General features: G+C 37.5%; 13 protein-coding genes. All 13 read left to right on the top strand.

The window, feature by feature from the left end; translation table 11 throughout:
• The first annotated feature begins 310 nt into the window (after window positions 1–310).
• Window positions 311–1906, top strand: a complete 1596-nt coding sequence (locus MKY30_RS05340) for a PTS transporter subunit EIIC (protein WP_341082987.1) — start codon at window positions 311–313, stop codon at window positions 1904–1906.
• A 70-nt stretch (window positions 1907–1976) separates the two neighbouring features.
• On the top strand, window positions 1977–2714 hold the full coding sequence (locus MKY30_RS05335) for a 6-phosphogluconolactonase (RefSeq protein ID WP_156986223.1): 738 nt from the start codon (window positions 1977–1979) through the stop codon (window positions 2712–2714).
• Window positions 2715–2941: 227 nt separating this feature from the next.
• Window positions 2942–3259, top strand: a complete 318-nt coding sequence (locus tag MKY30_RS05330; RefSeq protein ID WP_147211408.1) for a PTS sugar transporter subunit IIB — start codon at window positions 2942–2944, stop codon at window positions 3257–3259.
• A gap of 2 nt (window positions 3260–3261) precedes the next feature.
• The gene (locus MKY30_RS05325; RefSeq protein WP_147211407.1) at window positions 3262–3588 is read left to right on the top strand and encodes a PTS lactose/cellobiose transporter subunit IIA; all 327 of its coding nucleotides are present in this window, start codon (window positions 3262–3264) and stop codon (window positions 3586–3588) included.
• 5 nt (window positions 3589–3593) lie between these two features.
• Window positions 3594–4841, top strand: coding sequence for a PTS sugar transporter subunit IIC (locus MKY30_RS05320; protein WP_147211406.1), 1248 nt, complete (start codon window positions 3594–3596; stop codon window positions 4839–4841).
• A complete protein-coding gene (locus MKY30_RS05315) occupies window positions 4838–6298 on the top strand; it encodes a glycoside hydrolase family 1 protein (RefSeq protein WP_341082986.1) in 1461 nt (486 codons plus the stop codon). The genes MKY30_RS05320 and MKY30_RS05315 overlap by 4 nt, the downstream gene beginning before the upstream one ends.
• Before the next feature lie 59 nt (window positions 6299–6357).
• Window positions 6358–8289 carry a BglG family transcription antiterminator gene (locus MKY30_RS05310; RefSeq protein WP_341082985.1) on the top strand — a complete coding sequence of 644 codons (1932 nt, stop codon included), beginning with the start codon at window positions 6358–6360 and terminating at the stop codon, window positions 8287–8289.
• Window positions 8290–8323: 34 nt separating this feature from the next.
• The gene (locus MKY30_RS05305; protein ID WP_186813680.1) at window positions 8324–8482 is read left to right on the top strand and encodes a hypothetical protein; all 159 of its coding nucleotides are present in this window, start codon (window positions 8324–8326) and stop codon (window positions 8480–8482) included.
• 244 nt (window positions 8483–8726) lie between these two features.
• On the top strand, window positions 8727–10202 hold the full coding sequence (locus tag MKY30_RS05300; protein WP_341082984.1) for a BglG family transcription antiterminator: 1476 nt from the start codon (window positions 8727–8729) through the stop codon (window positions 10200–10202).
• The gene (locus MKY30_RS05295; RefSeq protein ID WP_147211402.1) at window positions 10202–10693 is read left to right on the top strand and encodes a PTS sugar transporter subunit IIA; all 492 of its coding nucleotides are present in this window, start codon (window positions 10202–10204) and stop codon (window positions 10691–10693) included. Before MKY30_RS05300 ends, MKY30_RS05295 begins: the two co-directional genes overlap by 1 nt.
• A gap of 2 nt (window positions 10694–10695) precedes the next feature.
• Window positions 10696–11595, top strand: a complete 900-nt coding sequence (locus MKY30_RS05290; protein ID WP_341082983.1) for a ketose-bisphosphate aldolase — start codon at window positions 10696–10698, stop codon at window positions 11593–11595.
• Complete coding sequence (locus tag MKY30_RS05285; protein ID WP_147211400.1) at window positions 11592–11906, top strand: PTS fructose transporter subunit IIB; 315 nt, start codon at window positions 11592–11594, stop codon at window positions 11904–11906. Before MKY30_RS05290 ends, MKY30_RS05285 begins: the two co-directional genes overlap by 4 nt.
• A gap of 47 nt (window positions 11907–11953) precedes the next feature.
• Window positions 11954–13051, top strand: coding sequence for a PTS fructose transporter subunit IIC (locus MKY30_RS05280; RefSeq protein ID WP_147211399.1), 1098 nt, complete (start codon window positions 11954–11956; stop codon window positions 13049–13051).
• Window positions 13052–13056 lie beyond the last annotated feature (5 nt).

The raw sequence follows: 13056 nt of genomic DNA, 5'->3' as shown, positions 1-13056 counted from the left end.
TCTGTATTCAGCCGGACTTTTTAACATCATAAATCCAATTTTTAAGGCTGCCTGAATATTTAATCCGAATTTGAATGAAAAATCAGAAACAGGTTATGAATTTAAAAAAGGGAAAGGATATTGTTCAGGTCATTCGACGGTGATACAATCCTCTTAAATCGCGATGAAAAGGCTTTCTGTAAGCGCAGTTTCTCTAGAGAAGATATTATACAAATTAATTACTTATTTGGAGGCGGTTAATTACGTTAAATCAATTAAAATAGATAATATGATTTTGCAAGTGCCAGCCAGATAAACGGAGGTGTGTAATGTGAGAACAAAAATTCAAAAGTTTGGTAAGACATTAATGGGTCCATTATCCATTATTATTGCTTCAGGATTATTACTAGGTATTGTTTCCATTTTGCAAAATCCATCACTTGTTGGTGAAACGTTTGCTAATGCTGTCATCATTCAAAATATTATTGGCGGGGTACAGGCGATTGTTTCCATGATGTTTGCACTGCTGCCAATTCTATTTGCTATTTCGGTAGCTATCGGAATGGCAAGAGAAGATAAAGAGATAGCCGGTTTTTCTGTAGTCATTGCATTTGTTATCTTTCATGTAGTTATCGGTTATTTCCTGAAGCTGAATGGTATAACCGCAGAAACAACATCTGTGGAGTATCTGTTACAAGAAGGCATGAATCAGGTCCGGGCAGTGGAAATATCCAATGCCTATGAATTAATGCTTGGTGTATTTACCTATCGGATGGGTGTTTTTGGAGGTATTCTTGTAGGATTATGGACTGCCTTTATTCATAATCGATACCATACGAAACAATTGCCTACTGCTTTCAGCTTTTTTAGCGGGAACCGTTTTGTTCCGATTATGATTATTGTAACGATCCCATTTGTTTCATTTGCTGCTTATTTAATCTGGCCATACTTTAATACAGCTATCAATGGTTTAGGCGGATTAATCGGGCGGTCGGGTGCAATTGGGACATTTTTATACGGCTTTTCCGAGAGATTGCTTATTCCTACGGGGCTCCATCATGTATTAAACCAATTAATCCGTTTCACTCCAATAGGTGGTACGGCAGTTGTAGACGGACAGACTGTATCCGGAGCATTATCTATATTTAACGCATCGCTTGCTTCTGCACAGCCGGACATGGAAACATTAAGAGCAGCAACGCGCTTCTTAACACAAGGGACACATGCTTTTATGGTATTTGGTCTCCCAGCTGCATGTTATGCGATGTATAAAACGGCTTATTTAAAAAATCGTCCAAAAGTAAAAGGAATGCTTCTTGCTGCAGCATTAACAGCTTTTCTGACAGGTATTACAGAGCCGATTGAGTTTGCTTTTATCTTTATTTCACCAATTTTATGGGTGTTTCATGCATTTATGGCCGGCCTCTCATTCTTCTTGATGACAGTAATGGGTGTAGCAGTTGGGAATGCTGGCGGCGGCTTGATTGATTTAACGATTTTCGGTATTTTACAAGGTACCTATACGAGATGGTATTTAATTGTACTTGTCGGTATTTTCTACGCTGTTGCTTATTACTTTGTATTCAAATTCGTTATTGAAAAGATGGATGTCAAGACTCCAGGCAGAACATCAGATTCTGAGGAAACAATTGAAGATACAAAGCTGGGGGCTTCAACAAAGGAAGGAGATAATTTAGGTGCACAAATTATGACTGCACTTGGAGGAAAAGAAAATATTGTTGAGATCGATAATTGTATTTCCAGGTTACGATTGATACTAAATGATACCTCTGTAGTTAATGAAGCCTTATTAAAAGAAACAGGATCTATGGGAATTGTAAAAATTGATCAAAAAAATATTCAGGTTGTTTATGGCGGCAAAGTTGAACAGGCTGCTCGAGCCTTGAAGCAGGAAGTAAAGAAATAATCGATGTAAAAAAGGATTGTAATAAAGGAGGGACATTCATTAAAACAGAATTGTTTTAATGATAAAAAAGATGAAAACTATTTTTGTGAAAAACTATGAGGAAATGTCGGAAAAAGGGTATGAAATTATTAAAGATGTGATTGAAACAAAGGAACAGCCGGTAATATCAATGACAACTGGCGGTTCACCAAGAGGACTATTTACTTTGCTTGTAGAAGGAGTAAATAACGGGCTGGATATAAGTAATACGGTGATGATGAATCTGGATGAATATATTGGTCCGAAGAATGCCGTTTATACAGTAAACACCTTTATGTATGAAAATTTTTATAACAAAATTAATACGCAGCCGAAAGAAATCTTTTTAATCAATGGAGAAGCCGATAATAAAGAGGAAGAAATCAACAGATATAAAGAAGTGTTAAATGCTTATCCGAGAGATGTTCAGGTGCTTGGATTAGGAACCAATGGGCATATTGGAGCCAATGAACCCGGGACGCCTTTTGATTCGACTATTTTCCTGGCAGAACATGATGATTCTACCATTGAAAGTACCATGAGAGAATACAATATTGAAAGAGATGAAGCCCCGACAGAAATGATAACATTGGGATTTACTGAGATTCTGGAAGCAGAGAAAGTTATCCTGCTTGTATCTGGAAAACGTAAAAGTGAAGCAGTGAAAAACCTTCTGGAAGGGGAAGTTTCTACAGACTGCCCTGCAACTGCACTCAGGGATAAGGATAATGTAATTGTTATTATTGATGAGGAAGCAGCTTCCTTGCTGGATGAAGAGACGAAAAAATAAGGTAGATTGAAAAGATAATTATTTATAAAAAAATACAATGAGGCACATTCTGCTTATTAACGAAGCAGAATGTGCCTTATTTGGTTTTTTGAAGGTGGTGCAAACATGTTTGTATATGTACCTGCTTTTCGGTTTAACCACTCTTCCTAATACGAGGAAATAGATTTAAATGTAATCGCTTCCTCTCGTTGATAAACTTGAATTATAAAAGAAAGGGGAAGTTGATTATGACTAAAAAAGTATTATTAATCTGCGGTGCAGGAGCATCTTCAGGATTTATGGCTGCGGCAGCAAGAAAAGCTGCGAAGAAAGAGAAAGCAGATATTGAATTTAAAGCAAAAAGTGAATCTGAGGTGCATAACCACTTAAATGAAATTGACTTATTATTAGTGGCACCACATTTAAAATATATGATTGAAGAAGTGCAGGGAGCCTGTGAGGAAGCAGGAGTTAAAGCAGGAATTATTCCACAGCGGGTTTACGGTGCCCTGGATGGCAAGGGATTGGTTAAAGTAGCAAAAGATTATCTTGAAGGCGGCGAGTAATTATGGAAGAAGTAAGCAAAGATGAATTAGTATCCATTTCTATGCAGGTGATTCTGCATGCAGGAAATGCGCGCGAATTGGTATTTCAGGCGGTGAATAAAGCTTCAGAAGCTAAATTTGAAGAAGCAGATCGATTAATAAAAGAGGCAAATGACGAAGTAGGAACTGCTCATCAGGCGCAGACAAATATGCTGCAAAAAGAGGCGGAAGGTATTGATATTCCTTACTCCCCATTATTTGGACATGCGCAGGATACGTTAATGACGGTGAAAACAGAAATAAATATGATGCAGGAAATAATTAAGCTTTATAAAGAACTGAAGGGGTGAAACAAATGGAACGTTTTACAGCTTGGATGACGGACAGTTTTTCACCAAAGGTTAATAAAATTGCAAAGAATCCGTGGGTCGCAGCAATTCAGGATTCTATTCTAGCTGCCATGCCAATGGTATTTATCGGGTCCTTTGCAACGATTCTATCGATTGTAAAAGACTTTTGGGAAGGGTTTCCAGATTTCTCGATGATCAGCTCTTTTTCTTTCGGATTGTTTTCTCTATTTTTAGCTTATCTTATTCCGGAAGCTATCATGAAGCGTAAAGGTCATGCAGAGGTTTCGAAGCAGGCTGGACTCGCTGGTATCGCTTTTTTCCTATTACTCGTATTTCCGCAGTTTACAGCGGAGGGTATGATTCAATTTGATTTTAATACGTTGGGAACTGGTGGAATGATTGCAGCGCTGGTTTCGGGGATATTCGTAGGGTTTATTATGAATCTGTTTTCCAAATGGAAATTCATCGGTGAGGATTCAGCTATTCCGGATTTTGTTGCTGTCTGGTTCAATACGTTAATCCCGATTATCGTAATTCTATTAATTGGATGGCTATTTACTTTCCAATTAGAAATCAGCTTATACAGTGTGGTTAATTCCATCTTTTTACCATTAGTTAATCTGGGACAAAGCTTTTGGGGATTTGTGATTATTTTCTTTATCGGTTTTGCCTTTTTGTACACTTTTGGGATTTCAACATGGGTTATTTATCCTGTTCAATCGGCTATTGCTTTACCGGCTATTGCAGAGAACCAGGCTAATTTTGCAGCTGGCCAAGAAGTAACGAATATTTTCACAGCTGAGGCTGGTCAATTATTTTTGATCGGCGGGGGCGGAGCTACTTTAGCGCTATGTATTATGCTTGCCTTTATGGCTAAGTCACAGCGGTTAAAAATGATTGGAAAGGCATCGCTTATTCCATCTATTTTCAATATTAATGAACCAATTGTATTTGGTGCACCAATTGCATTTAACCCGGTTTTAATGATACCTATGTGGATTAATGGACTGGTAGGTCCAATATTAACCTGGATTGTTTTGAAGGTTGGTCTGGTTCCAATTCCGCATGAACCGTTCCAGCTCTGGTATTTACCTGGACCGATTTTAAACTGGCTTGTGACAGCATCGATTACTGGGTTGATTTACTTCTTTGTGATTTTTGCAGCTTCATGGGTTATTTACTATCCATTTTTCAAAATTTACGATAAACAAGCTATAGAGCAAGATAAAGAATTATTAGAGGAAGGGGAATGATTAAATTGAGAAAAAATAACTACGCAAGCTTTCCAGAAGATTTTCTTTGGGGAGGTGCAATTGCTGCAAGTCAGGCAGATGGTGCCTGGCAAGCTGATGGCAAAAAGTTAAACAGCTCAGATGTGCAGCCTTATTTAAAAGGAAAATCAAATGATGAAATTCAACAATTAGAAAAACTGGGGATGACGTTGGAAGAAGTAAAGAAAAATGTAGCAGATACCGGGCAGTATTTTCCGAAACGTTTTGGAATTGATTTCTATCATACGTATGAATCAGATCTGGAGCTCTTAGCAGAGATGGGCTTTAAATCCTTCCGTACGTCAATAGATTGGGCAAGAGTATTTCCAAACGGAGATGAGAAGGAGCCAAACGAAGCAGCACTGGCTCATTATGGAAAAATGATTGATAAAATGAAGTCTTTAGGTATCGAGCCAATTATCACTATGCTTCATTATGAAACGCCGATTCATATCACATTGGAGTATGGAGGCTGGACGAATAAAGCTGTTATTGAGATGTTTGAACGATATGGAAAAGTGTTATTAGAACGTTTCGGCGATCGGGTGAAATATTGGATTGTCATTAATCAGGTCAATATGGTGCAGATTGAGCCATTTCTTTCGCTTGGCGTATGCAGTGATCAATATAAACGCAAGGAAGAAGCGGAATACCAGGGTGTCTACAATCAATTGGTAGCTTCAGCGAAGATTCGGAAATACGCAAAAACCTTGCCGTATGATTTACAAATTGGCACGATGGTAGCTGATTGTACAGTTTATCCATATTCCTGCAAGCCTAGTGATATTATTCTTGCTATGGAGCATAACCGTATGCAGTATTTCTTTACGGATGTACAGTTCCGAGGAGATATTCCAGTTTACGCAGAAAGGTATTTTACAGAAAATAATATTCATTTGGATATCACAGATGAAGAGCGGGCAATACTAAAAGAAAACACAATGGATTATCTTGGTATTTCCTATTATTTTTCACAAATGGTGGATGCAGAAAAGAATGTGAACAAAGCAGATTCTATTACGCCAAATCCACATTTAGATGCGAACCCATGGGGCTGGAATGTCGATCCACAAGGCTTATACAATTCGCTTTCCCAATATTGGGACCGTTATGAAAAACCTATTGTTATCGCTGAAAATGGTTTTGGCATGTATGATGAGTTAGTAGATGGCAAAGTTCATGATGACTATCGTATTGCCTATTTAGGAGATCATATTGAACAGATTGGACGTGCCATTCAAAATGGGGCAAATGTTATCGGCTATTGTGCATGGGGACCAATTGATATCGTCAGCTGTTCTTCTCAGCAAATGTCCAAGCGCTACGGTTTTATCTATGTCGATTTGGATGATGAAGGAAATGGAACTGGAAAACGAATTAAAAAGGACAGCTTTGATTGGTACAAACAGGTCATCGCAACAAATGGTTCTGAAATATAAGCAGTAATAGAAAAAAGGGGTGGCAGGCACCCCTTTTTTCTCTATAAGGAATGATTATTATGAACAACACAGAAATGCTCTTAGATTATTTAAGAAAACAGGCAGGAGAACATTATGTATCTTCCAAAACGTTGGCAGAGGCTTTAAGTGTAAGTGATCGTACGGTTCGGAATTATGTGAAAGCAATCAATGAAAAGCATCCCAACCTGATTGAATCCAGCAGAGCAGGCTATCGCATCGGAGAAGAAAACAAACAGGTTCATAAAGGTACAAACACTACAAGTCATGCGGAGAGCAGACGTTTTTATATATTGAGGCGCCTGATTAAAAGGTCTGAACGCGGTTTGGATTTATTTGATTTAGCAGATACGTTATACGTTTCTGATGCAACGATACGTTCGGATATGGCTCAGCTTAATCAGTTAGTAAATAAGCATGGGTTGCAGATTACTCAACAGCATCATCGGTATTTGTTGAAAGGAAATGAAAAGAGCCGGAGAAAGCTGATGATTGATTTAATTGATTATTCGAAGCCGACCAGTACCTCTTTAGAACAGGAAATCCAGATGTTTTTAGGAGATATATCCCTGCAAATGTTAATGAAATTGAGTAAAGAAAGCTTTGAAAAATATGATGTGCATCCAAATACGTATTTTTTCAAAAATTTTATTCTGCATTTAGCGATAGCTGTAGACCGTGCTTCAGACGATGAGCAATTAGAGAAGAGCTCTTATCAAGTTGAAAACCGGACTGCTGTCAGCTTTCAGGTAGTGGAAGAAATAGCGGAGCGGTTGTATAAAAATCATCAGATTCGCCTTTCTCAAGCAGATAAAGACGAACTCTCTATCTTATTTGACGGACAATCTAACCCGGATAAGACACTGGTAAATAACTATACCAGTAATGATATCGCTAAAGCTTTAGATCATGCTATTCAGGAAATAAGCGGTGTTTATATGGTTGATTTTGATAATGATTCATTTAGAAATCGGCTGCTGATTCATATTCAAAATCTCTATAATCGTTTATTACAAAATAAATATACGAGAAACTTAAGTGTTCTGAATATACGTATCAAGTATCCGATTATCTTTGATATTGCAGTCTATCTGGCATCCGTCTTGTCCAATGATCTGGATGTTGAAATCAATGATGATGAGATTGCTTTTCTCGCGCTGCATATCGGCTCTTACCTGAATAGCCAGCCGGAGGAAGAACAAAAAATTAAAACGATTATTATTACTCCTTCCTATCTGTCGCAGCAGTCAGATATTAAACAGGTTATTGAAAGAAATTTTGATGGGGATTTAGAAGTGGCGGGAGTCTATGAAGATGTCAGTGAGATAAATGCACTCCTTTCGCCAGAATTCATTATTACAACACTGGATGCTAAGCAGGTAGAGAACGCTTTTGCCACGATTAATGCAGAGATCGTAAATATACATGAATTTATAACAAAGCATGATATCGCATTAATCCGAAGACAAATCGAAGAAATCAAACATCACAAATATGTCCGCTTTATAAAAAAGAAAATTCCGGAGCTTATTAAAGAGGAATTTTTAATCCATTTAAATGAAAAGTTATTAAAGAAACAAATCATGCAGACAATCTCAGACGTATTTCAGCAAAATAGCTATGTGCCGGCAGATTATCTTGAGAAATTAAATCAGAGAGAAAAAATTTCTGCTACTTCTTATCCAAGTGGGGTGGCTATTCCACATACAATGAAGTATGAAGCGGATAAGACAGGTTTAATTATATTGATACCAGATGCACCAGTTGATTGGGACAGCAATGAAGTAAAATTAATTATTGGGATGGCTGTGAATAAACAGGACACCCATATGTTTAATCAAATCTTTCCGCGCATTATTGAGCTGGTTGCCGAATCTTATCATGTGAATTACCTGGCCGGGGCTAAAAATCGGGAGGTATTTATTGACCGTTTGATTGAGCTGATGGGAGCCGGGGGATATTTTTTGGAATAAGAAAGTAAAAACAATATAATCTAGAGGAAAGAAATTGAACTGTGTGCATAAAGAGATGCCAATTAAGTCATTGAATAGAATAATGGAGGATACAATTAAGCCGCTTCATGAGATTGTGAAAAAATATGATGGTCTCTGGTCGAAAGAAGCGGAAGATTATGTATTGGAGAATGAGAAAGAGATCCAGGTTTAAGTTAAAGATAATTATATGTGTAATATAGGGCTATGAAAATGCTGTTCGATTCGAGCTGAGAATTGAATGGCATTTTTTATTTTTATAAGTGAAAGATAGAATACATTTCAAAGAGGATTTCTGTACTTCATTGGTTTAAAGCTATATTTTGCAAGCGTTTTAAAAATGTCTGTCATAATGGACACCTAATGAAATGCATGCTCTTTAATTTAAGATATAGTATTAATCAAGGAGGTTAACAAATATGCAGCTAAGCAAAAGAGAGCGCCAATTAATAGAAGTTTTTATTAAGCAAGGAACAACGCTGACAGCTCAAGAAATAGCTGGATTTTGTGATATCTCAACGAAGACTGTTTACCGGACGATTCGAAAGATTAATGAAGCATCTTTAGAAGGAGATATTATTATATCCAGCTCCGGAAAAGGTTTCGACTTAATTTATGATAGATATTTAGAGCAGGTTGTAGAGAATAATGGAATAAGAACAGCTGCTAGTGAACCTTTGAGCCGAAGAAATAATATTATTGTATCTTTACTGTTTAGATCACCGAAGCGAATCAGGATAGATGAAGCTTTTGGTGCTTATTTTGTAAGCGATTCCGTAATTAGTAATGATTTATCCAGAATAGAAAGCTTTTTAAAGCAAAACGATCTGAATCTGATTAGAAACGGTAAATATATTTCTATTGAAGGCCATGAAAAAACAATACGCAAAGTAGTGAATATGCTTATCAGCAGTAATGATTTGATAGATGATCAATTTACTACTGTCGAACACCAAATCAGTCCAGTAGATATCAACTTTATTACGTCACTGTTAGAAAAGCTGGAGGCGTGCTTTGAAGGAGGAATCCCTTATCCATATAAAATGAACATACTGTCACATATTTATATTCTTGTGAAACGCTTTCGAGATGGAGGGAGGCCGCGGGAAAGTGAGGATGGATTCCTGGATGAGGAAGAGCAGAAATTAACGGAGGATTATAAAGAGTTCTATCATATTTCTAAAAAGTTCATTCAAAAAATAGAAAACTATCTGTGTACGAGTCTGCCAGATATAGAGATATTTTATTTATTTCAATATCTGATTTCATCCCGTATAGCTGGACAATCTATCCTTACACCAATCAGTGGAGATCTTATAAAAGAAGTGACAGGTTTTTTTTCGCTGGAAGCCGGAAGAAATATAGGTATTCAGCAGCTTGGAGAAATTAATAAGAAGGATTTATACAAGCATATGGGACCGTTATTATATCGTTTGAAGAATGAAATCATGATTCAGAATGATTTGTTAGAGGATATCAAAGTAGAGTATACAGATACATTTCAGAAGGTTAAGGAGGCTGCGCAAAAAGCTTGCAGAAAGTTTCACCTAAACAAAATTTCGGAAGATGAAATAGGATTTCTAACTGTTTACTTTGTGAAATATAAAGAGTTATTAGAAGTGAAACGTAGAGTATTGATTATGTGCAGCAGCGGGGTCGGAACCTCAGAATTACTGAAGGTCAAAGTAAATAAAGCCTTCCCGGACCTGGAAATTGTAGCGGTGCTATCACAGCGGCAATTCGTAAAAAATATCGATAAGTATAAAAATATTGATCTGATTCTGACGACCATTCATTTAAATGAGGAGTTGCCAACGCCGTCCATTTTAGTTAATGCTGTATTTACCAAACAGGATGAGGGAAGAGTCAAACAAATGTTAGGGGAGATGTCGTAATGGAACAATTAGAAACCATCGACTTGCAAAAAGTAATAAAGAAAGAGCTTATTACAGTAGATTTAGAGGCAACGACAAAGGAAGGTGTAATTTATGAGCTAACAGATCTTTTATATGAAGGGGGGTGTTTAACGGATCAAGAGGCATTTATAAAGGATGTATTTCTAAGAGAAAAAGAGGGAGCAACTGGGCTGGGAAATGGCATTGCGATTCCGCATGGCAAATCTGGCAGTGTTCTCAAAACACGAATTGCAGTTGGAATTAGTAAAAATAATATCTCGTGGGAATCACTTGATGATAAACCGGTGAACGCGATAATTTTATTCGCCGTTCAAGACAGCGATGCAAACACAACACATATTTTGCTGTTGCAGCAAGTAGCTATTTTCTTGGCAGATGAAGACTTTTTAGAACGCTTAAAAAATGCAAGGTCTGAAGAAGAAGTTATTGAACTGTTTACAAAAAATAAAAAAAGAAATGGGGAGTATTGAATATGTTAATCAATGGAAAAGAACTATTAGAGGTAGCGCAAAAACATCATTTCGCAGTACCAGCTTTTAACGCAGGATCAGGTCAACTTTTTAATGCAGCTCTGGAAAGCTGTGAAAAACTGAATGCACCACTAATGATGGCAATACATCCAGATGAATTAGCCTTTTTAACAGACAGTTTTATTGGTCAGGTGAAAGCGGCTGCCAATAAGACAACTATTCCAGTTTGTATCCATCTGGATCATGGGGCTTCTTTTGAACAAGTCATGAAAGCGATTCGATTAGGTTTTACCTCTGTCATGATTGACGCTTCCCACCTGCCTTTTGAAGAAAATATCGAAATCACACAAAAGGTAGTAGAGGCAGCGCATGCAGCTGGTGTGGCAGTAGAGGCAGAATTAGGAACGATTGGTGACACTGGAAATACAGTAGAAGGTGGAGTCTCAGAAGTTGTTTATACAGATCCTGAAACTGCCAAAGAATTTGTTGAACGTACAGGGGTGGATTCCTTGGCCATTGCAATAGGTACTGCCCATGGAATCTATCCGAAAAATGTGGACCCTAAGCTTCGTTTAGATATTTTAGAAGAGACAGCCAAACGTGTAGATATTCCTCTCGTGTTGCATGGTGGCTCCAGTAATCCAGACCAGGAGCTTGTTCGTTCAGTTGAAATGGGGATTTGCAAGATAAATATCTCCAGTGATATAAAAATTGTATTTGCAAATAAGCTGCGGGAAATTTTGAATAGTGGTAACAATGAGATTCGTGAACCTAATGTATTATTCCCGCCTTGCATGGAAGAAACAAAGAAAGTGGCAGAACAAAAAATTAAATTATTTAAGGCAGAAAATACCGTTCCGTTTTATCAGTCTGAAGCTGCCATAAAGGGGGTACTTGTATGAATATTGTAGGTGTAGCAGCTTGTACAGCTGGAATTGCTCATACGTATATTGCGAAAGAAAAGTTAATGAAAGCAGCACAAGAAGCCGGACATTCTATTTTTGTAGAAACACAGGGGACGATTGGAACACAGGATAATTTGACAGAAGAGCAAATTAAAGAGGCTGACGTAGTGGTTATCGCTGCAGATGTCAAAATTAACGGTAAAAATCGTTTTAAAGGAAAGAAAACCATTGAAGTACCGACAGACTTAGTTATTAAATCTCCAAATAAATTTATCAAAAAAGTAGAAGAAGTTGTGGCTCCTGCTTAAGGTGCCACACAACTTCACTAGCTTCAAAAAGAAGAGAGGTTAGCTTTATGTCGATGTTAAAAAAAATGGAATTGAAAAAACATATGATGACAGCGATTTCTTTTTTCTTACCTGTCGTTGTGGGAGCAGGTTTCCTGTTGGCAATAGGAAATATATTAGGCGGACAAAATATAGAAGACTTTAGTGCGGGATTTACTTTTGCTGATACATTAACTACTATGGGGAATTTGGGCTTAGGTCTGCTGCCGATGGTTGCAGCTACGGCGATATCCTTCTCTATCGCGGATAAACCGGGGATTGCTCCTGGGATTATTGTAGGGATGGTATCCAGCAGTATTGGAGCTGGATTTTTAGGAGGATTGCTGGGTGGTTATATTGCAGGGTATCTTGTTCAATTTATCAAGAAATATGTGAAAGTACCGAAATGGATGGAAGGCTTGATGCCAACATTGATCATACCGTTTCTGGGAGCAGCGCTTGCGGGACTGATAATGTTTTATATCATAGGTACACCTATTTCTGTTTTTACAGAGTATTTAACTGCTTATCTTGGTAATTTGAACACATCTTCTCTATTTCTTTATGGAGTGATTATAGGTGTCTTGTCATCGATTGATTATGGTGGACCTATTAATAAAATTGTCTTTTCATTCGTGTTTACCTTATTCAGTGAAGGAATCTATGAACCTATTACCGTTTTAATTCTGGCATCTATGGTAACACCATTTGGAATGACGATGGCATATTTTATTTCTAAGCTATTTCGGAAAAAAATATATACAAAACTGGAAGTGGAAACACTTAAAACGGCTTTTCCAATGGGGATTTGTCAAATTACAGAGGGATGTTTCCCGATTGTTATGAATGATATTATCCGCTGTGTGGTCGCTACAGGAATTGGTGGCGGCATCGGTGGTGGTCTGAGTATGCTTTGGGCAGCAGATTCACGCATTCCTGCAGGAGGAATGTTTGCATTACCGACAATGGAAAATCCAATTGGTTTTATTGCTGCATTACTCATTGGATCATTGGCAACTGCGATTGCACTAATCATTCTGAAAAAGCCGGTTACAGATGCTCAGGAAAATAAAGTGAAAGAACATGAAGAAGCAGATATAGATATATCCGATTTGAGAATTTCTTAAGAGTG

Source organism: Oceanobacillus sp. FSL W8-0428 (assembly GCF_038004405.1).
GTDB classification, from domain to species: domain Bacteria; phylum Bacillota; class Bacilli; order Bacillales; family Amphibacillaceae; genus Oceanobacillus; species Oceanobacillus sojae.
Note: the sequence above shows the minus strand (reverse complement) of the source record. Positions and strands in the feature narration are given on the sequence as shown.